Consider the following 20904-nt stretch of genomic DNA (forward strand, 5'->3'; position numbering starts at 1 on the left):
TGCCCCTCGGGCGGCGGCGGGCCGGCCGGTCGAGAGGACAACATGAGCACCGGAGACTGGATCGCGATCGCCATCAGCGTGCTGCACGCGGCCATCGCCCTCGTGGCCGCCGTCTACATCGCCGGGAACCGCAAGCCGTCCTCGGCGATCGCCTGGATCATGGCCATCGTCTTCATCCCGTACATCGGCATCCTGTTCTTCCTGTTGATCGGCAACTGGCGGCTGCCGCAGCACCGCCGGGACAAGCAGGCGCACGTGTCCTCGATCTTCCTGGAGCGCACCCAGGGACTGCACCTGGCCAGCCACCCCGACAAGTGGCCGGACTGGCTGCCGACGATGGTGGCGCTCAACCGCAACCTGGGTGCACTGCCGATGGTCGGCAACAACACCGCCGAGCTGCTGCCGGACTACCGCGGCTCCATCCAGGCGATGGCCGACGCCATCGACGTCGCCGAGCACTACGTCTACATCGAGTTCTTCATCCTGGTCGACGACGAGACCACCAGGCCGATCATCGACGCGGTCGGGCGTGCCTGCCAGCGCGGCGTGAAGGTCAAGGTCCTGTCGGACCACATCGCCCAGTTCTCCTACCCGAACCGCAAGGGCACGACCCAGCAACTTCGCGAGCTCGGCGCGGAGTACCTGCCGATGCTGCCGCTGAAGCCGTTCCAGAAGCACTGGCGGCGACCGGACCTGCGCAACCACCGCAAGCTGGTGGTGGTCGACGGCACGATCGGCTTCATCGGCTCCCAGAACCTGATCGTCGATCACTACCACGGCAAGAAGAACATCCAGCGCGGCCTGCACTGGAAGGAGCTGATGTGCCGGGTGGAAGGCCCGGTGGTCCGCGAGATCGAGGCGATCTTCGTCACCGACTGGTACAGCGAGTCCGACGAGCTGCTGCTGCCCGAGGCCGGCAGCGTGCACGTGGGCGCGCTCGACCCGACGAAGATGGACGCCCAGATGGTCCCCAGCGGGCCGAGCTTCGACAACGACAACAACCTCAAGCTGTTCGCCGCCCTGATCCAGAACGCCCGGACCAGGATCAGCATCACCAGCCCGTACTACGTCCCCGACGAGACCATCCAGATGGCCCTGGTCACGGCCGGCTCGCGCGGCCTGGACGTGGAGCTGTTCGTCTCCGCCGTCAGCGACCAGTTCATGGTCTACCACGCCCAGCGCTCCTACTACGAGGAGCTGCTGCGGGCCGGAGTCAAGATCTACGCCTACCCGGCGCCGACCATCCTGCACTCCAAGCACCTGACCATCGACGACGACGTGTCGGTGATCGGCTCGTCCAACATGGACATCCGCTCGCTCACGCTCCACATGGAGATGATGATGATGGTCCACGACCGCGGGTTCTGCGACCGGATGCGTCTGGTCGAGGACGCCTACCGCGAGGCCAGCAGCCAGATCCACCTGGCCGAGTGGCTGCAACGGCCCACCCGCGAGAAGGTGTTCGACAACCTGATGCGGCTCACCTCCTCTCTGCAGTGACGCCCGCTCCCGCGGCGCTCCGGCACTGACCGCGCCCGCCTGACCGAACCCGTACGGACCCGACCGGGCATCGGTTGCCCAGGGCTAGCGGCCAGCGGTCCTCGAAAAAGCCGTCGACTGACGGAAAGTTCCGGCACGGACGCACCGCCACGCCGAAAAAGCCGCCGAATGACGGAATGTTCCGGCACGGAACCCCCGTCACGCCGAAGAAGCCGTCGACTGACGGAAAGTTCCAGCAGGGACGCACCGCCACGCCGAAATGCCGTCGCCTGACGGAAAGTTCCGCCACGGCCCCCCATCACGCCGAAGAAGCCGTCGACTGACGGAAAGTTCCGGCTCCGACGGCGGCCCCTGCGGGCGCGACCGTCGACTCCGCCGCCCCCCTGTACCGCAGTGAACACCGGAGGTGTCACCCAGAGCACAGCCTCGAGCCTGAGAAAACACGAGGGTTGACCCATCGCATCCACGGCTCGAGACAGGACCACGATCGTGAACGTCACCCTCACCTCCGTCACCACCGACATCGAGGATCTGGTCACCGGCGCCCGCGAGGGCGACCAGGGCTGCTGGTCCGAGCTCGTCGCCCGCCACCAGCCCATCATCGACGCCACCTGCCGCCGCTACCGGCTGAGCCGTGAGGACGCCGCCGACGTCAGCCAGACCGTCTGGCTGCAGCTGACCTGCCACCTCGACTCGATCCGCGAGCCGCGGGCCATGCCGGGGTGGATCAAGGTCACCGCCGAGCGGGAGGCGTTCCGGATGATCAAGATCGGCCGACGGACCACCTCGCTGGAGCCGATCGCCTGCTTCTACGAGGGTCAGGCCAACCCGTCGGAGCTGCGCTTCTCCACCACCGTCGAGGAGGTCGACGCCGACCTCCTGCGCACCGAGGAGCAGGTCGCGGTCCGCGAGGGTCTGGCCGCCCTGAAGCCCAACCAGCGCGACCTCCTGCTGATGCTGGCCGCGGAGCCGGCGGTGCCGTACGCGCAGATCAGCGCCGAGCTCGGGCTGCCCATCGGCAGCATCGGTCCGACCCGCGCCCGGTGCCTGCGCAAGCTGGAGGCCACCCCGGCCGTGCAGTCGCTGCTCGACTCCGGTGCCGAGGTCTCGCTGGCCGCCTGATGCGCCGCAGCACCGCCAGGAACCACGACCGGCACCATCGTCCACCGGGGGCGACGATGGTGCCGGTCGTCGTCGTGTGCACGTCATTTATCGTTGGCCCGTGGCAACGCTCACCCAGGCAGCCGCCGCGGAGAGACCGGTGACGACCCGGCTCGACGAGGCCGGGTTGAAGTACGCCATGCTGAGCGTCTACTACGCCGCCGCGGGACGCCAGTTCGCCATCTCCGGGGCACCCTCGGTGGTCGTCCCGCCCGAGATCGCACCGCTCCCCCTGGGTGCGGCCCTGGAGCTGCTGAGCGACGACGAGCAGCGACTCGAGCAGGCCCTGTGGTTGATCATCCGCAGCACCGGCATCCGTCGGTCGTGGTCGACCGAACGCTGCTACCCGGCCGAGATCGACCGCTACGTGGACCGCTCCGCCCAGGACGAGCTGGACGAGCGTCGCCGCACCTACCGGCGCGGGGCCGCGCTCTTCGCCGCCTGCCTGACCGCCTGCCGCAACGCCGACCGGGACCAGTTCGACGCGCTCGGGGCGGCGATGTCCGCCCCGGCGATCCGGACCAACAGCGGCTTCGTCAAGCTGGCCAGGCTGGTCTTCGACCAGACCCCTGACGAGTACCTCGAGGAGATGGAGCGGACGAGCCGGGAGTCCCGCCGCTGGCAGGCGGCCCGGCAGCGGATCGGCCGGATCGAGGACGAGGTCGGCATCGAGATCGGTCCCTACCTGGAGAAGCTGGCGGCCACCGCCGCGTACGAGTCCTTCATCGAGCTCCTCCAGCACCGCGAGGGTCGCCGCCCACCGACCATGACGGTCTACCCGGTCGCGTCGGTGATCACCCAGAACACCGACGAGCTCTGGACCAGCGCCACCGTCACCACCCTGGCCCGGGGGGACTTCGACACCCTGTACGCCGCCACGGAGCCGGCCAACTGGCACATCGACAACGACGTGATCAAGGAGTCGCACTACGTGAGCGACCCGCTCACCCTGGCCCCGACGCAGACCGACCTCGGCAACAGCGGCACCGTGCACGGTCTGCTCTACGAGGAGGCGGCGATCACCTGGGGGCGGGGCAGCGCGCAGCAGGGCAGCTTCACCAACGTGCTCAACGTCAGCCGGCGGGCCGAGCGGGGAGGGCGCCACGAGGACGCGTTCATCGACCTCGGGTTCTCGTTGTGTCGCAGCATCTCCAGCGACGTGCTGTGGGACCGGCGCCGCGGCGGCCTGATGCTGAACGAGGGCTACATGCGGGTCCGACCGCTCGGCGGCGGTCGGTGGCGGATCACCTCTCGCAAGCTGCTGCGCTTCAGCGACCGCACTCCCTACACCGGGGCCAGTGGCCTGGCCGACTTCGGGGAGATGCTCAACTACCTCGCCCCCACCGCGTTGAGCTGGTGGGTGGAGACTGAGACCTACAGCCTCGGGCAGCGGACCGAGCACGATCTGGATCTGGCGCCGTCGGCGCCACCCGCGGCGTCGACCAGTGAGGACGGACCCGAGTGACGAGCGACCCAGGAGCGGGCGACCAGACCGGCGCGAGCGCCGACCAGCAGGCGGCCCAGGCCGCCTGGGACCGGGTCGGCCGATACATGGAAGGTCTCGGTGCCGTCGGCGAACGCGTGGTGCAACGCAACTTCACCTTCTGGAAGGACGTCGCCGCCAGTCTGCAGACCGGCCCGATGGACGCCGACAAGCTCGCGTCGGCCGCCGGTCGGGCCATGGTGGCGGCCCAGGAGACCGCCGAGGACGTCTGGCTGTCCCTGGTCGAGCCGCCGCAGAGCGAGGTCTACGTCCAGGTCCTGCCGACCGCGTTCCTGTTCTTCGACCACATCGCCGGCTCCGACCGCCACACCCTGCAGGACCCGGTGCACATCCCGGTCATCCCGCAGCGCAAGGGTGATCTCCCGGCGACGGCGGAGATCGCGCTCAACGGCAGCCCCAGCGACGGCTCCGTCGACGCCGCGGACGCCGTCGCGGTTCTCACGAAGCGGCTGCGCACCTCCCTGGTGCCGGGGACGCGTTCCTACCTGCTGGAGACGATCGAGCAGGGTGAGGTGTCGCCGCTGGTGCCCGGCACGTACGACGGGCTGGTCTACCTGATCAAGCCCTCGCTGCCCCTGGCCAACCTGCGGGTCATCGTCGACGGTCCGCCGCCCGAGGTCTGAGTGCCCGTCTCCCATGCCTAGCTCGCGGATCGAGAGCCGACTCGGCGATCTGCTGGCGGACGCCCGCGAAGCGCGCGACGCCGGCGACTGGAAGACGGCCCGGTCGCTGCTGGGCGCCGTCACCGCCCTCGACCCCGGCAACGCCGAGGCGGCCGCCATGCTGGCCGGCGCCGCCACGCGTCGCCAGATGACCCTGCTGTTCTGCGATCTCGTGGGGTCCACCGAGCTGGCCGACCAACAGGATCCCGAAGAGGTCACCGCCGTCATCGAGCGTTACCGGGCCGCGTGCGCGGAGGTGGTCGACGAGCTGGACGGCTACATCGACGACCATCGCGGCGACGGCATGCTCGTGCTGTTCGGCTATCCCCAGGTGGACGAGGACGACGCCCGCCGCGGCGTGCTGTGCGGTCTGCGGATGGTCGAGCGGGTGCAGCAGCTCCGCGGTCCCGGGCCGGACGGCGCACGGCTGCAGGTGCGGGTGTCGGTCCACACCGACCTGGTGGTGGTCGCTGACGGCGTCACCGGCTCGACCGCCAACGAGGCCGCCCGGATCCAACAGCTCGCCGAGCCCGACACCGTGGTGATCAGCGACACCACCCAGGACCTGGTGTGGCCCTGGTTCGAGACCGAGTCCCTGGGTCTGCAGCCCCTGCGTGGTGTGTCGCGACCGGTGGAGGTGTTCGCCGTCCGGGCCGTGCTGCCGGCTCCCCGGGGCCGGACCTGGAAGGACCGGACCAGCCCGTTCGTCAACCGTACGGCGGAGTTCTCGGCCATGGAGTGGCTCGCCCCCACGGTCGTCGACAGCGCGAGGGAGGCTCCACCGACGGCGCCGACGCCCACCGGGTCGGCCCCGGAGGAGGCGGCGGCGCCTGCGGCGGGCCCGGTCGCGGCCGAGTCGGTGGGGGCGCGGGCGGTGTGCGTCATCGGACCCGGCGGCATGGGCAAGACCCGGTTGACCCTCGAGGCCGCGCGCCGCCTCGGACTGGTGCCGCTGCCCTGCAGCTGCTCGCGGATGCAGCGCAACGTCAGTCTGCACCCGTTCCGGAGCCTGCTCGAGCGCGCGTGCGGGATGGAGCCCGACGACCCGGCGGAGGTGCGGTTGGACAAGCTCCGGACCGCCGTCGGTTCGCTGCCCGGCGGACCGGAGACCGGCGATCCGGCCGACCTGCCCTTCCTCGCCGCGGTCTTCGACATCCCCCTGGACCGGCTGTCGGTGCCGAGCGAGGTCCAACCCGACCGGCTCCGTCGGCAGGCGCTGATGGCTGCGGCGCAGCTCGTCCACCGGCACGCGGCCGCCGAGCCGACGTTGATCTTCGTCGACGACGTGCAGTGGGCCGACCAGTCCAGCCTCGACCTGCTCGCCGTGTTGCTGACGTTCCCCGGGCTGCGGATCACCATCGCCGCCCGGGACGGGTTCGTTCCACCGTGGGCCGAGACCGTGGTCCGCCGGATCGTGCTCGACCCCCTCGACGAGACCGCGACCGCGGAGCTGGTCCGGCAGACGCCCAGTGCCGCCCAGCTCAGCCCGGAGCGCAGTCGTGAGCTGATGGAGCGCAGCGACGGGGTGCCGCTCTTCCTGGAGGAGCTGCTGCTGACCGCTCAGGAGACCGACACCGGACGGATCCCGCACCGGTCGCTGCAGTTCAGCGCCTACCAGATCCCGCCCGCCCTGCGCGATCCGCTGCTCGCCCGGCTGTCCCGGCCGGAGGTGGACCTGGAGCTGGCCCAGCTGGCCGCGGTGATCGGACGCGAGGTCGACCGTGACCTGCTGCACCGGGCGGTCGGGGTCGACGGGGCGGAGTTCGAGCGTCGGCTCCGTACGCTGCTGGACGCGGGGCTGATGGAGCTGGCCGGCGCCCAGCTCCGGTTCCGCCACGAGCTGATCCGCGAGGTCGCGTACGAGACCCAGCGTCGGACCGTGCTCAAGGAGCGTCACGGCGTGGTGGCCGATCTGCTGGCCTCCGGGGAGGACGCCGGACAGCGGGCCACCACCGTGGCCGCCGCCTTCCACCTCGAACAGGCCGGACGGGTGGTCGACGCGCTCGGCGCGCACCTCCGGATCGCGCAGGCCGACCAGGCCCTGGGTGCGCACGAGGAAGCGGTCGAACGGCTCACCAGCGTGCTGGACCTGCTCGACCACCTGCCCGCCGGACTCGACCGCGACCGCACCGAGCTGGCCGTGCGGGAGCTGCGCAGCCTGAGCGCGGTGACCGCTCGCGGCTACGCGGCGGTCGAGACGGCGGAGGACTACCCCCGCTGCCGGCAGCTGATCGAGGAGTCGGTGCGCGACATCGAGGTGCTGCCCTCGCTCGTCCGCCTCTGGACCTTCTACGTGGCCCGCGGCGACTTCGCCCAGGCCGAGGCCATCAACGGCGACATCGTCCGACGGTCGAGCGGCACCCCGTTCCCGACGGTCTCGCTGGGACGGGGCGTGGTCGACTTCTTCCGCGGCGACTTCCGGTCCGCCTCCGCCTCGCTCCAGGACTCCCTGGACAACGGCTGGACGGCCGACCTGCACGTCCCGGCGGAGTGGATGCTGCCCAACGACCCGCGGTCCGCGGGCTTCGCCCACCTCGCACCAGCCCAGGTGGTACTCGGCGACCGGGCGGCTGCCGAGCGGACCGCGGCGGCCGGTCTGGCCCGGGCGGCGTCGCTGCCGTACCCGATCGGTCCGTTCAGCGCCGGCTACGTCGAGTGCCTGCTGCTGGTGGCGCGCGGGATGGACGGCGACGTGACCGGGGCGCTCGAGGTCGGCCAGCGGATGGTCGCCGTGGCCGAGCGGCACGGCTTCGCGATCTGGAGCCTGAGTGGGCAGATGCAGTGTCTGCTCAGCGCCGTCCAGCTCGGCGACGTCAGCTGCCTCCCCGGGCTGGTCCAGGCCGTCGAGATCTGGCACCAGGTGGTGGCCATCGACTCGTGGACCCCCTACTGGTTCACCGGGGTCGGCTTCGCGCACCTGCTCACCGGCGACGCCACGACCGCGGTCGGCTACTTCGACCGGTCCCTCGGCGTCGCCTCGACCACCGGCGCCGGCTTCTACATCGCCGAGACCCTGCGCGGTCGCGGGGAGGCCCGTCGGATGCTGGGGGACGAGGCTGCCGCCCGGGCCGACCTGAGCGAGGCCCTGGCCGTCGCGGAGCGGCAGGGTGCGACGCTGTTCGCCGACCGGGCCCGCGCCGCCCTGGACGCGCTCGCGCCGGACGCGCAGGCGCCAGACGCGCAGGCGACGGACAAGCGCGCATGAGAGACCGGCCGGCGCAACGGGATCAGCCGGCATGACCGGGGGGCCCACCGCCGACCCCGCCGCGCGCAGGATCGCGATCGTCGGTGGCGGCATGGCCGGTCTGGCCGCGGCCTGGCGCCTGACCGAGACCCTGGGTCCGGGGGCCGAGATCACCGTCTACGAACAGGGGTGGCAGCTCGGCGGCAAGGGGGCCAGCGGACGCGGGGCGCACGGACGGATCGAGGAGCACGGTCTGCACGTCTGGCTCGGCTACTACGACAACGCCTTCCGGCTGATGCGCGAGGTCTACCAGGACCTGGACCGGGACCGGACCGCCCCGGACTGCCCGATCCGCGGCTGGCGGGACGCCTTCTCCCCCGCCGGGCGGGTGGGGGTCGAGGAGCGTACGGGCCGCGGCTGGCAGCACTGGGTCGCGACCTTCAGCACCACCAGCGGCGAGCCGGGCGACGACGGGATCCCCGGCGGCACCGCATCGGTCGGGGAGTTCCTGCGACGCGGCGTGCGGCTGCTGGCCGACTTCTCCGCCTCCCTGCTGGAGATGCGCGCCTACGACCGGTCCGCGCAGGCCGCTGCGGCACCGGCGCTCGTACTGAGTGGCTCGCCCCGCCCGCCCTCGCCCCCCGGCGCGGCCCGACGACGACCGGGCGACCTGGGCGGCCTGCTGCAGCAGGCGCAGTTCGCGGTGGTGATCGCGGCGGTGGAGGGGATCCGGCTGCTCGGGTCCGCGGTGCCGGCCGGCAGCCTGGACGTCGTCGCCGAGCAGCTGGACCGGATGCGGGTCGACCTGGAGGTGGTGATCGGGCGGGGGGACCCGAGTCTGCGCCGGCTCGGCGATCTGGTCGATCTCGTGGTCACCTGCTGCCTGGGGATCGTCCGCGACCGGCTGCTGCTGGATCCGCGCGGCTTCGGCGCGATCGACGACGAGGACTTCCGCGGCTGGCTGCGCCGCCACGGTGCCCGGCCCGGGACGTTGGAGTCCGCTCTCGTCCGCGGGATGTACGACCTGGTCTTCGCCTACGCCGAGGGCGACCGCGACCGGCCGCGGTTCTGCGCCGGGCTGGGTCTGTTCCTGGCCGGCAAGTTCTTCTTCGACTACCGCGGCTCGCTGTTCTGGCACATGCGGGCCGGGATGGGCGACGTGGTGTTCGCCCCGCTCTACCAGGCACTCCGCGGTCGTGGCGTACGGTTCGCGTTCTTCCACCGGCTCGATCGGCTCAGGCTCGATGATGATCACCGGGGGGTCGCGTCCATGACCCTCACCCGGACCGCGACCGCTGCGGACGAGGCCGACTACGACCCGTTGATCATGGTCGACGACCTGCCGTGCTTCCGCTCCGAACCCGATCTCACCCAGCTGCAGCCGGGCTCGGAGGTGCTGGAGCTGGAGGTCGGCACCGACGTGGACACCATCGTCCTGGCCGCGTCGATCGGTTCCCTGGCCGAGCCGTGTGCCGAGCTGGTCGCGGACTCCCCCCGGTGGCGGTCCATGATCGACAACGTGGCCACGGTCGCCACCCAGTCCCTGCAGCTGTGGCTGCGGTCCACGGAAGCCCAGCTGGGCTGGGACTTCCCGGCGTCGACGGTCAGCGGCTACGCGCCACCGTTCGACACGTACGCCTCGATGACCCACCTGCTGCCCCAGGAGCGGTGGCCCTCCGAGGACCGTCCCGCCACCCTGGGCTACTTCTGCGGGTCGCTGCGGCTGGAGGACCCTGACGCCGACCCGCAGGCGGTGGTGACGGCGAACGCCACCCGGTTCCTCGATGATCACGCCGCTCACTTCTGGCCACGCGCCGCCGGGCCGGACGGGTTCGCCTGGGAGCAGCTGGTGGACGGAGACGGCTCCCTCGGCACCGGTCCGGACCGGTTGGCCGGTCAGTACGTCCGGGCCAACGCGGCGGGCTCGCAGCGCTACGTCCAGTCGCTGCCGGGCAGCCAGCGACACCGTCTGCGGGTGGACGAGTCCGGTTACGACCACCTGGTGCTCGCGGGCGACTGGACCAACTGCGGACTCAACGCCGGCTGCATCGAGGCGGCCACCATGAGTGGTCTGGAAGCGGCCAACACGATCCTCGGCGACCAGCTGATGGCCGGGATCAGCGGGAGCTGGTACGGGGTCGGCGGGTGAGTCCGGACCATCCTGCCGCGACCGACGCCGCCTTCGCCGCCGAGGCTCGGCGGATCGCGGCGCTGGCCTTCGACAGGGTGATGACCGGGGTCCCACCGCAGCTGGAGGAGATGCCGCCGGAGCTGGAACCGGTCGACGCGGTCCGGTGGGTCGGCGACCGCGTCACGGAGCTGGTCGCCGGGTTCGCGGAGCTGCCCCTGGATCGCCTGATCGGCCTGGATCGCCCGGTCGGCCTGGATCGCCCGGTCGGCCTGGATCGCCCGGTCGCGCCGGACTCGTCGGTCGACGACGCGGCTCCGGGCACGCCGACGCCTGCGGGTGAGGCGCTGACCGTCACCGTACGGGCCGGCGCCCTCGGCGAGGTGAGGATCTGGATCCACCCGCTCGGTGAGCTCGACACCGGCGTGCTGCGCTTCCGGCTGGGTGACCTGCAGCGGGGTGTCGGCGATCCGCTGCCCGGTGGCGTGGCCGCGTTCACCCCGCCCGAGGTCACCGTGTCCGGCGCGGTCACGTCCACCCTGCTGCGTCTCCCGGTGCCGGCCGGGGCCCGCCCCGGTCGCTACGACGGCCTGGTGCTGGCGTACGGGGTCGCGGACGCCGTGCTGCCGATCACGGTCGTGGTCACGTGAGCGCGGCGATGACCGAGACGCTGCGCCAGTACGCCGAGCTCACCCGGACCGCGATGGCGGAGGCCATCGCCGGTGGCGAGCCGGCCGACTACCTCTACGACCTGGTCCGCGACTACACCGCGCGCAAGGGAAAGGGACTCCGCCCCGGTCTGCTGCTGGCCGCCGCCGACGCCTGTGGAGCTGCCACCCGCACCGCCCTGCCGGCCGCGGCGGCGCTGGAGCTGCTGCACACCGCCTTTTTGATCCACGACGACGTCGAGGACCACAGCCGGCTGCGCCGCGGTCGGCCGACCCTGCACGAGCTGCACGGGGTGGCGCTGGCGGTCAACGCCGGCGACGCGTTGGCCAACCTGGCCGTACGACCGCTGACGTCGACCGCCTTCCCGCGCTACCGGTCGCGCGAGGTGCTGGCCGAGCTGCGGCTGGCGATCCGGCAGACCACCGAGGGGCAGGCGCTCGAGCTCGGCTGGCGACGACACGCGGTGGTCGACCTGACGCCGTCGGACTACCTGGAGCTGGTCGGTCGGAAGACCTGCTGGTACACCACGATGGCGCCGCTCCGGATCGGGGCGCAGCTGGGGCGCTGGCGGCCGGAGCCGGCCGCCCTGGACCGGCTCGGCTTCCTGGCCGGCTGCGCCTTCCAGATCCGCGACGACCTGCTCGATCTTGCTCCGGGTGGGCAGACCGGCAAGACGCCGCGCAGCGACGTGGTGGAGGGCAAGCGCACCCTCGTCCTGATCCACCTGCTGTCGGTGGCCGACCCGGCCGAGCGGGCCTGGGTGGTCGACTACCTGAACCGGGAGCCGGACGACCGGAGTCCGGCCGACCAGGACCAGCTGCTCACGCTGATGAGCGCGGCCGGCAGCCTCGCGTACGCCGAACGCTTCGCCGCCGTCCTGGCCACGGCCGCCCAGGAGTCGCTCGGGACCGCCTTCGCGGACGTCCCCCCGTCGCCGGCCCTGGACTTCCTGCGCGAGCTCATCGACTACCTGGTCAGCCGCACGGACTGAGCGGGTCCCCGACTCGTCTTTGCTCCGGAGTCACAGCCCCGCGCGCCGACGCAGCGCCGGAGCGTCCACGATCTCGATGGTGCGCCCGTCCACCCGGATCACACCGCGACCGACCAGGCTCTGCAGCACCCGGTTGACGGCCGGACGGGAGGCGCCCACCATCTGCGCCAGCTCGGTCTGGGTCAGGTGCAGGTCGACCGCGAGCCGCCGCCCCGGGTCGTCGGACTGGTGCTCGGCCCGCTGGACCAGCAGCTTGGCGATCCGACCGCCCAGATCGAGGAAGACCAGATCGGTGGTCTGCTCGGTGAGCCGGCGCAGCATCGCGCCGAGCGTGTGCAGCAAAGAATCCAGCAGGGCCGGGCTGCGCTGCATCGCGCTGAGCAGGGCGGCCCGGTTGATCACCAGAGCGGTGGTGGACTGCACCGCGACCGCCGACGCCGACCGGGGACCCTGGTCGATCACCGACAGCTCGCCCAGCACCTCGCCGGCCCCCAGAGTGGCCAGCACCATCTCGTCGCCCCGCTCCGAGGCGACGGTGATCTTGACCAGACCGTCGGCGACGACCGCGAGATGGTCTCCGGGGTCACCCTGGTACCAGAGGAACTGATCACGTCGGAAGCTTCGCGCCGTGCACACGGCGGCCAGCTCCTCGAGGGCGCTGGGCTCCAGGCGCCTGAAGACCCTGGTGGATCTCAGGGCCTCGAGCACCTCGTCGCGGTTCATCGCCGGCTCGCGGGGGGAAGGTGGGCCGCCTGCTCCGCTCGTCCCTCGCACACCGCGTCATCATGACATCCCGCCCGTGGGATGGGTGGTGTGACTTCGGCACCGGGGTGAGCCGACCCCAGGAAGTGGAGACGATCTGGTGCCGGAGAAGTCCGCCCTGTCCACCCCGCCTGAGGATCCGCGTGCGAGGTGGGACCAGGAACAGCCAGGTGAAGAGTTCACCGGTCGCTCATCCGGTGTCTCCGTTCATCGCTCCCTCCCGTCGCTCAGCCGTTCTTGCCTGTGAGGCGCGCTGCGGCCTCCAGGGCCGACCAGACCCTCAGGAGCATCGATGACGGCCATTCCCTCTCCCCCGACACCCCGCCACGGATCCGCCGTGGTGAGGCTGTCCCTGGCCCTGCTCGCGATCTCCCTGGTCCTGGCCCTCGCGCCGGCCCGCCCGGCAGCCGCCGAGCCGCCGACCGGCCGAGTGACAGCGCCGCGACTGCTCGCCCGCGCGACGCTCTCCGCTGACCATCTGGCGCCCGGCCCGCGCTCCGGCGCTCAGGCCACACCGGCCAACGGACGTACCGGTCCCTTCAACGGTCAGGTCATCCCCGGCTTCTCCGCGGCCGTGGCCAACCCGGACGGGACCTTCTGGGCCATGCCCGACAACGGGTTCGGCACCAAAGCGAACTCGACCGACTTCCTGCTCCGCCTCTACCTCGTCCGTCCCCGCTGGGATCGTGGCGCGGGTGCCGGCAGCATCCAGGTCATCCGCTTCATCACGTTGTCCGATCCGAACCACGAGATCACCTTCCCGATCGTGCGGGAAGCCGGTCGGCAGCGGCTGCTGACCGGCGGCGACTTCGACATCGAGTCCCTGCAGCGGGCCTCCGACGGCAGCTTCTGGATCGGTGAGGAGTTCGGGCCGTTCCTGCTGCACGTCGACCCGCAGGGGCGGGTCCTGTCCCGACCGGTCCCGTCCCCGTTGGGCAAGTCCCCACAGAATCCTCTGCTCGGTGGGACGACACCCCGGACCCAGGCCAGCGGGGGGTTCGAGGCGACCGCCCTGTCTCGCAACGGGCGCTACCTGTACCCGATCCTGGAGAAGGCGCTGGTCGGTGACCGCGACCCACGTCGCCGGGTGATCGCGGAGTTCGACACCCGGGAGGGGCGCTACAGCGGCCGCCGTTGGGACTACCGGGTCGACACCGACGCCAACCTGGTCGCCGATGCGCAGGTCATCGACGGCCGCACGCTGCTGGTTCTCGAGCGCGACGACTTCGACGGGGAGGCCGCGGTGACCAAACGCGTCTACCGGGTGAACCTCGGCCGCACCGATCGCTCCACCATGCTGGCCAAGACCCTCGTCGTCGACCTGCTCAAGCTCGACAACCCGCGTGGCGTCGGCGCCGACGGCGGCTGGGGCACCGGCGACCCGTTCAGCTTCGGGTTCCAGTCGGTCGAGACCCTGGTGGCGTTGGCCGACGGGCGGTTGATGATCGCGAACGACAACAACTACCCCGGGAATGCGACCCGCCGACCCGGCACCCCCGATGACACCGAGATGATCATCATCGATCCCGACGCCACCATCCCCGCCACCGAGTCCGGGCACACCGTCATCGCCCACCGGGGCGCCAGCGGCTACCGCCCCGAGCACACCCTCGCCTCCTACGCCCTGGCGATCCGCCAGTGCGCCGACGCGATCGAGCCCGACGTCGTGATGACCCGGGACGACATCCCCGTGGCCCGGCACGAGAACGAGATCGGCGGCACCACCGATGTGGCGGCCCACCCCGAGTTCGCAGACCGGCGATCCACCAAGAGCATCGACGGCACCACCGTCACCGGCTGGTTCACCGAGGACTTCACCCTCGCCGAGCTCCGTACCCTCCGCGCGAAGGAGCGGCTGCCGCAGGTGCGCCCGGCCAACACCGCCTTCAACGGCAGGTACGTCATCCCGACCCTGGCCGAGGTCCTCGACCTGGCCCGCCACTCACGCACCTGCAGCGGGCATCCGGTCGGGGTGGCGCCGGAGACCAAGCACCCCAGCTACTTCGCCTCGATCAACCACCCGATCGAAGGGCCGCTGCTCCGTGCGCTCACCGCCGCGAACCTCAACCGTCGCCACGCGCCGGTGATCATCCAGAGCTTCGAGACGGGAAACCTGCAGCGCCTGGACCGTCGCACGCAGGTTCCGTTGGCGCAGCTGATCGACTGCGCTGGAGCCCCTTACGATCTGCGCTCCGCAGGCGACCCCCGCACCTACGCCGACCTGGCCTCGGCGGCCGGACTGCGCACGATCGCCACCTACGCCGACGTGGTGGGCCTGTGCAAGGACGTCATGATTCCCCGCGATACGACGGGTCGCCTCACCTCGCCCACACCGGTGATCGGCAACGCACACGCCGCCGGGCTGACCGTGGTCGGCTGGACCTTCCGCCGGGAGAACACCTTCCTGCCCACCGAGTTCCGCAGCGGACCTGATCCGACCGCCCCCGGCGACCTGGCCGGCGAGATCCGGACCTTCCTCGCGGCCGGCATGGACGGGTACTTCACCGACCACCCGGATGTGGGGTCCAGCCTCGACATCACCTGACCACTGCCGCGCGCCCCCAGATCCCGCTGACGGCGGGCCCGGGCCCTCGAGCTGGCGCAGCTGCCGGGTCGGGCACGCGACGGTCAGGACCTGCGAGCCTCGGTCAGTCGGCAACTGGTGATGTCGGCGAGCTGGTCGAGGAGGCGGTCCTGGAAGGTGACGTCCTGGGCGGCGGCCGCCACCTCGGTCGGTCGGCGGTGCTTCCACACCTGCCCGGACCGCTGGGCCTCGGGGTCGTCGGTGGTGGCGAGCCAGGTCTGGGTGAGGTGGCCCTGCTCCAGGTCGTCGCTGGCGCCGGGACCGCCCATCCTCGTGGGCACCCAGCCGGGGTCGACGGCGTGGCTGATCACGTCGGGCCAGCGGCGGGCGACGGCGAGCGCGAGGGTGGTGACGAACAGCTTGCTGTCGCAGTAGGCCTGGGTGCCGTTCCAGCGTCGGCTGCTCCAGGTGAGGTCGTCGAGGCTGTCGTCACCGCTGGCGTGCATGTCGCTGGTCAGGTAGATCAGCCGGGCCGGTCGCTGAATCAGTCCCGTCAGCAGGTACGGGGCAAGGGTGTTGACCGTCAGCACCCGGGGGTGGTCTTCCGGGCTCGGATGGCGGTCGGTGTCGCCGTAGACACCGGCGTTGTGGATGACGGCGTCCATCCGGCCGAGGCGGTCGACCTGGTCGGCCACGGACCGGGTCTGCTCGAGGCTGGCGAGATCGCCGACGACCACGGCCGCCCCGCGGGCGGTGAGGTCGGACAGGTCGGCGGCCCGGTGGGTGCTGCGGGCGTGGACGACGACCTGGTGGCCGTCATCGATCAGTGCGGTGGCAGCGTGGTGGCCCAGGCCCTGGGCGGAGCCGGTGATGAGGATGCGGGACATGACAGTGCCTTCTGGGTGTCGGGGTGGTGTCAGGCGAGGAAGCGGTCGACGGGCGCGTTGTCGACGTAGATGCGTTGGTCGGTGAACGTCCCGTCGGCGACGGTGAAGATCGAGCAGGCGTTGACGCTCACCTCGGTGTCGTCGTGGAAGCGCCAGACACTGGTGACCTCGAAGATCACCACGCCGCCGTCCTCCTGCCAGACGTTGGTCAGTGGGTGCGCCAGCGAGGTGACCTGGCCGAGCAGGTCGGCCATGCGGGCGAGCACGGTGGCGCGGCCGGTGATGGTGGGGGCGTTCGCGAAGGTCTGGGTGATGTCCTCGGCGTAGTAGGCCCCGAGGCGGTCGAGGTCCTTCACCTCCATCGCCTGGAAGTAGTCGGTCAGGAGATCGAGGGTGGCCTGGTCGGCTCGAGGCATGACGGTGTTCCTTTGCTGGTGCTGCTGGCAGATGAGGGCTGGCGGATCAGGGCTCTGGGGGACGGCGTCGCTGGGTCAGCCCGCGGCGGCCGGCGGTTCTGGGCCGTCGCCGGCACGGTGGTGGAAGGCTCCCGGCTCCGCCGCCAGGGCGGTGAGCGCGTCGAGCTGTGCCGTATCGAGCTGAACGTCGGCGGCGGTGGCGTTGGCGCTGAGCTCGTCGACGGTCTCGGCGCCGACGATGACGGACGAGACAGCCGCCCGGGACAGCAGCCAGGCCAGCGACACCTGGTACGCCGTCAGCCCCCAGTCACGGCTGAGCCGGTCGACCTCGCGGGCGATGCCGATCTCGGTGTCGGTGAACCCCGCCGCGCCGAAGCGCTGGTCGCCGGACACCTCCCGGTCGAGCACACCGAGGTCGGCCAGCAGGCCGCCGTGCAGGGGTGCGTACGGGATGATCGACAGCCCGAACCGCTCGCTGGCCGGTCCGAGCTCCCGCTCGGCCGCGCGGTCGATCAGGTTGTACTTCACCTGGCTGGCGACCGGGGGCTGCAGCCGCCGGTCGTCGGCGATCCACAGAGCCTGGGTGACCTGCCAGGCAGGGTGGTTGGACAGACCGACGTAACGGATCTTGCCCTGGCGGATCAGGTCGTCGTAGGCCGCCAGGGTCTGCTCCAACGGCGTATCCGGGTCGGGATCGTGGGCGTAGTAGAGATCGATGTAGTCGGTCTCCAGGCGACGCAGGCTCGTCTCGACCTGACGGATGATGTGCCGGCGGGACAGGCCCCGGTCGTTGATGTCCCGGCCGACGATGCCGTTGGACTTGGTCGCGACGATCATGTCCTCGCGGCGGCCACGGAGGGCACGGCCGAGGATCTGCTCGGCCGGCTCACGGTCGGCGGCCGCCGGGGCACCGGGCCGGTCGAAGACCGGCATGTTGCCGTACACGTCGGCGGTGTCGACGAAGTTGATGCCGAGGTCGATCGCGGCGCCGACCAGCTGGTCGGCGTCCTGCGCGGTCGGGGCGACCCCGAAGGTGGCGGTGCCCAGGCAGATCCGGGACACCTTCACCCCGGTCGATCCGAGAACGGCGTACTGCATCAGCGTTTTCCTTCCTGGGGTGGGACGACGAGTCGGTGGCGCGGGGCCGGCGGCCGAAGCAGCCGCCGTCGGCGGGAGGCGACGCCTGCGGGGAAGCGGCCACCGCCGGCCAGGGCGACCTGACCAGGTGACGTCGTGCTCGGATCCATCCGCGACTCCGTCCTGTGAAGTGTCGAACCATGAACGTTCGTTCACTGCAGCCAAATGTAAACGACTGATAAGATTCCGTCAACCAGTCCGAGAGAGCGGAGGAGTCGATGTCGAGCGAGACTCCCGACACCCAGCGCCGCGGGCCCTACCGCACCGGGGTGCGGCGGCGCGAGCAGATCATCGGCGCCGCGACCGCGGTCTTCGCCGAGTACGGCTATGCCGGCGGATCCGTCCGCACCATCGCCGACCGCATCGGCGTCTCCCCCGCCTCCCTGCTCCAGCACTTCGGCAGCAAGGAGGGCCTGCTGATGGCTGTCCTGGAGGACTGGGACCGACACACCGTCGAGACGCGGCTGACCGACGTGACGGGGCTCGACTACTTCCGCCGGCTGCCGGACGTGATGGCCGCCAACGTCAGCAACCGGGGGCTGCTCGAGCTCTTCATCACCATGGCCGCCGAGGCGTCCAGCCCAACCCACCCCGCCCACGCGTTCATCCAGCGCCGCTACACCGACAACCTCGCCACGTTGGCCGGCCATCTCCAGCACGCTGTCGACGCCGGCGACGTCGCTGTCCTCAGCTCGGCCGAGATCGGGATCGAGGTCCGGCTGGTCACCGCGATCCTGGACGGCATCGGACTGCAGTGGCTCCTCGACCCCAGTACCGACGTCGTCACCAGCACCGCGACCTACGTGAACCGCACCATCACCGGATGGCGCTCGCCTCGGTGACCCGGGCACGCGGCGGGTGCTGTACATCGCTGATGTACAGCCGTCATCTGCCTGGCCATACTCGGTGACAGCGCTGAACCGGCGCCGGACGCGTTCGCGAACGGGGAAGGCAGGACCTCAGGATGCTGCGTGGGATCGTGATCGGGACCGGCTGGGCGGGTGAGGGGTACGTGACCGCGCTCCGTCAGGCGGACGTCGACGTGGTGGCGCTGTGTGGACGAAGCCCGGAACCAGCCCACGCGATGGGAGTGCGACTCGGGATCGCCGATGTCCGCACTGACTGGCGGTCCGCGATCGACGACCTCACGCCCGACCTCGTCGTCGTGGCCACACCGGCGGAGCCGCACTGCGGGATGGTCGAGTATGCAGCGGAACGGGGAGCGCATGTGGCCTGCGAGAAGCCATTGGGACGCAACGCCGACGAGGGCCGTCGCATGCTGACCGCTGTCGAAGGAGCAGGGGTGAAGCACGCCTACGGGACGACGACGCGGTATGCACCCGGACTGCCCCAGGCCCGAGCCCTGATTGTCGATGGGGGTATCGGTGAGGTTCAGGAGCTCGAGGTGGTGGATCACTTCGGGATGTCACCCCTGCATCCGTACTCCTGGATCCACAGCTTGCACCTCGGCGGTGGGTTGCTGTTCAACGCCTATACGCACTTTCTGGCGCAGTCTCAGTATGTGACGGGCGGGGTCGCGCGCTCCGCGACCGGGCGCACCGAGCGTGGGGTTGCCGAGGTTCCGGTAGGTCGGCCGGTGCACGACTTCCGGGAATGGGATCCCATCGACCCGGCCGAAGCAGCCGCGGGGGAATGGCGAGAGAACGACGCCGACTTGTCCGCGACGGTCATCACGGGGCTGGAGCTGCCCGATGGACGGGAGGTCCCGGCGCTGTTCCGAGTCTCGGCCTTCACCGGTGCTCGGGCTCCTGGATACCTGGCGGTCTACGGCTCGACCGGAACTCTGCACCTGGAGGGCCAACCCTGGTTCAATCATCTCCAGCACTTCATCGCCGACGACAACCGATGGGTCGACGTCGCGATCCCCACTGTCGACGATCCGATCCAGTCAGGGTGGAATCAGTTGGTCGCTCACCTCGTCGCAGACATCCAGGGCACCGACGACAGCGAGTATCCGACCTTCCGAGACGGATACGCCGCGAACTTGCTCATCGACCAGGTCCGTGCAGCAGATGGAGCAGCGGGCGCCCCATTCGCTGACGCACGACATTCCGCGACGGTGCACTGATCGCTGCGTTGTCAGGTGGATCAGGTGGATGCTGCCCAGACATACACCGCTGACAACCGGTCCATCAACATCCACCGACGATCGGCTATCACGGACCTGCCATTGCCAAGGGCCTGCCAAGCCGCGCCGGTGTCTTCGGTGATCAGCCCCCAACGGCCGAAGTCGGGGTCGTCCTTGTGGATGCGGCCGGGAAAGTGCGCCTGATGGGTCGGCGAGACTCCAAGCTGCCCGCCGAACGGAACGCCAGACCTGGTCAGGGCGACCTTCAGACCGCCGGAACCTCCTGGTCGTTGAGTTCGTCCAGGTCGGCGGCAAGACCTCTCAGCGACTCCCGTGGTGGTCAGCAACTCGTGTCGGACCGCACCACCCGGTGGCGTCCAGCAGCGCTCGGCACAGTGCTGCTCGAGTAGATGACTGCCCCAGCATGCAGGGCTCGTCTCGTTGCCCCGCCCAGCGCACCCGCGGAGGTCAGGGACCGACCAGTCGCCCGGTCACCACGTCCATTCTGATGGTGATGAAGACATTGCGGGTACCACCAGCCCAAGGCCCCGGGTCGGCTTCAGACCACAACCTGATCAAGTCGTCGGGCCGTGTACCGGAACCCGAGTGCCCGGACACGAGCACACTCCACCCTGTTCGGTCAATGAGGTCGTACTCGTCCACCTCGAAGGCCGCCTTGCGCGGGCGAGCCAGCTCCGCCAGCGCCCCGTGCGCAGACGTTCGGAAGACGATCGCCCGGTGGTGGACGCGGTACGTGACCGGCAGGATCTGCGGCCCGTCGACGGTGTTCCACGCCACGCGTCCGATCACCGAGCGTTCTAGCCTCGTGAGGCACTCGGGCTCCGTCAGGGTGCGCACTCGCTGGTCAGTGGTCATGGTGATCCCGCATCAGCGGCCCGGCTTGCGCGCGAGCCGCCGCACTGGTCGTAGTCCGGCGAGCCAAGGGGTCCTCCTCGTGGGATCTGGCGCGGTGCTGTGCGACGCGAACGGCCCGGCACCAGTCTGGCTGCCGCGGCTGCACCGCATAAGGGCTGAAAGTCCCCCGGTAGGACGGCGTCACGCGGACAGAGGACTCCCGTCTTGCCCAGGTGGGCGTCGGCCGATCGGTGTATCGATCGGCGCAGCTCTCCAGTGCTGTGCGTCGAGGCGAGGCCCGGCGTCGATCGCGGCGCGGGTCGCGGCCGGGCGGGCACACGTCCTGCGAGACGCCTCGAGGACACGCACGTCCTCGGCCCGGCTGCTTCGCATCCGTCAGCTGGCTGAGGGCTGCCACAGGACACAAAAGCTGTT

Annotated in this window: 16 protein-coding genes; 11 read left to right on the forward strand and 5 right to left on the reverse strand. The window is 70.7% G+C overall.

Annotated elements, in window-relative coordinates:
• Positions 1 to 42: 42 nt before the first annotated feature.
• The 8 genes from cls to ABD714_RS11990 all read left to right on the forward strand — a co-directional run bounded on the left by cls (position 43) and on the right by ABD714_RS11990 (position 11799).
• Positions 43 to 1500 (forward strand): cardiolipin synthase, encoded by a 1458-nt coding sequence (gene cls, locus ABD714_RS11955; protein ID WP_344812582.1) that lies wholly within the window; start codon positions 43 to 45, stop codon positions 1498 to 1500.
• Between the two features lie 489 nt (positions 1501 to 1989).
• A complete protein-coding gene (locus tag ABD714_RS11960) occupies positions 1990 to 2622 on the forward strand; it encodes an RNA polymerase sigma factor (protein WP_344812583.1) in 633 nt (210 codons plus the stop codon).
• A gap of 100 nt (positions 2623 to 2722) precedes the next feature.
• A complete protein-coding gene (locus ABD714_RS11965; RefSeq protein WP_344812584.1) occupies positions 2723 to 4126 on the forward strand; it encodes a hypothetical protein in 1404 nt (467 codons plus the stop codon).
• Positions 4123 to 4788 (forward strand): hypothetical protein, encoded by a 666-nt coding sequence (locus ABD714_RS11970; RefSeq protein ID WP_344812585.1) that lies wholly within the window; start codon positions 4123 to 4125, stop codon positions 4786 to 4788. Before ABD714_RS11965 ends, ABD714_RS11970 begins: the two co-directional genes overlap by 4 nt.
• A gap of 13 nt (positions 4789 to 4801) precedes the next feature.
• Complete coding sequence (locus ABD714_RS11975; protein WP_344812586.1) at positions 4802 to 8032, forward strand: ATP-binding protein; 3231 nt, start codon at positions 4802 to 4804, stop codon at positions 8030 to 8032.
• A gap of 31 nt (positions 8033 to 8063) precedes the next feature.
• The gene (locus ABD714_RS11980) at positions 8064 to 10160 is read left to right on the forward strand and encodes an FAD-dependent oxidoreductase (RefSeq protein WP_344812587.1); all 2097 of its coding nucleotides are present in this window, start codon (positions 8064 to 8066) and stop codon (positions 10158 to 10160) included.
• Positions 10157 to 10789, forward strand: coding sequence for a hypothetical protein (locus tag ABD714_RS11985; protein ID WP_344812588.1), 633 nt, complete (start codon positions 10157 to 10159; stop codon positions 10787 to 10789). Before ABD714_RS11980 ends, ABD714_RS11985 begins: the two co-directional genes overlap by 4 nt.
• Positions 10786 to 11799 (forward strand): polyprenyl synthetase family protein, encoded by a 1014-nt coding sequence (locus ABD714_RS11990; RefSeq protein ID WP_344812589.1) that lies wholly within the window; start codon positions 10786 to 10788, stop codon positions 11797 to 11799. Before ABD714_RS11985 ends, ABD714_RS11990 begins: the two co-directional genes overlap by 4 nt.
• A 30-nt stretch (positions 11800 to 11829) precedes the next feature.
• On the opposite strand, the gene ABD714_RS11995 is transcribed toward ABD714_RS11990, so the two are convergent.
• Complete coding sequence (locus tag ABD714_RS11995; RefSeq protein ID WP_344812590.1) at positions 11830 to 12522, reverse strand: Crp/Fnr family transcriptional regulator; 693 nt, start codon at positions 12520 to 12522, stop codon at positions 11830 to 11832.
• Between the two features lie 331 nt (positions 12523 to 12853).
• On the opposite strand from ABD714_RS11995, the gene ABD714_RS12000 reads away from it, so the two are divergent.
• Complete coding sequence (locus ABD714_RS12000; protein WP_344812591.1) at positions 12854 to 15106, forward strand: esterase-like activity of phytase family protein; 2253 nt, start codon at positions 12854 to 12856, stop codon at positions 15104 to 15106.
• Positions 15107 to 15189: 83 nt separating this feature from the next.
• Here the strand turns inward: ABD714_RS12000 and ABD714_RS12005 are convergent, their stop codons facing one another.
• The 3 genes from ABD714_RS12005 to ABD714_RS12015 all read right to left on the reverse strand — a co-directional run bounded on the left by ABD714_RS12005 (position 15190) and on the right by ABD714_RS12015 (position 17486).
• The gene (locus ABD714_RS12005; protein ID WP_344812592.1) at positions 15190 to 15972 is read right to left on the reverse strand and encodes an SDR family NAD(P)-dependent oxidoreductase; all 783 of its coding nucleotides are present in this window, start codon (positions 15970 to 15972) and stop codon (positions 15190 to 15192) included.
• A gap of 29 nt (positions 15973 to 16001) precedes the next feature.
• Positions 16002 to 16388, reverse strand: coding sequence for a nuclear transport factor 2 family protein (locus tag ABD714_RS12010; protein WP_344812593.1), 387 nt, complete (start codon positions 16386 to 16388; stop codon positions 16002 to 16004).
• Positions 16389 to 16463: 75 nt separating this feature from the next.
• Complete coding sequence (locus ABD714_RS12015) at positions 16464 to 17486, reverse strand: aldo/keto reductase (RefSeq protein WP_344812595.1); 1023 nt, start codon at positions 17484 to 17486, stop codon at positions 16464 to 16466.
• Between the two features lie 257 nt (positions 17487 to 17743).
• On the opposite strand from ABD714_RS12015, the gene ABD714_RS12020 reads away from it, so the two are divergent.
• Together ABD714_RS12020 and ABD714_RS12025 are read left to right on the forward strand one after the other, a co-directional pair.
• Positions 17744 to 18367, forward strand: a complete 624-nt coding sequence (locus ABD714_RS12020) for a TetR/AcrR family transcriptional regulator (RefSeq protein WP_344812596.1) — start codon at positions 17744 to 17746, stop codon at positions 18365 to 18367.
• 122 nt (positions 18368 to 18489) lie between these two features.
• Positions 18490 to 19614 carry a Gfo/Idh/MocA family protein gene (locus ABD714_RS12025; protein ID WP_344812597.1) on the forward strand — a complete coding sequence of 375 codons (1125 nt, stop codon included), beginning with the start codon at positions 18490 to 18492 and terminating at the stop codon, positions 19612 to 19614.
• A gap of 468 nt (positions 19615 to 20082) precedes the next feature.
• Here the strand turns inward: ABD714_RS12025 and ABD714_RS12030 are convergent, their stop codons facing one another.
• A complete protein-coding gene (locus tag ABD714_RS12030; protein WP_344812598.1) occupies positions 20083 to 20490 on the reverse strand; it encodes a pyridoxamine 5'-phosphate oxidase family protein in 408 nt (135 codons plus the stop codon).
• Positions 20491 to 20904: the final 414 nt, after the last annotated feature.

Source organism: Microlunatus aurantiacus (genome assembly GCF_039536605.1).
Taxonomy (GTDB): domain Bacteria; phylum Actinomycetota; class Actinomycetes; order Propionibacteriales; family Propionibacteriaceae; genus Microlunatus; species Microlunatus aurantiacus.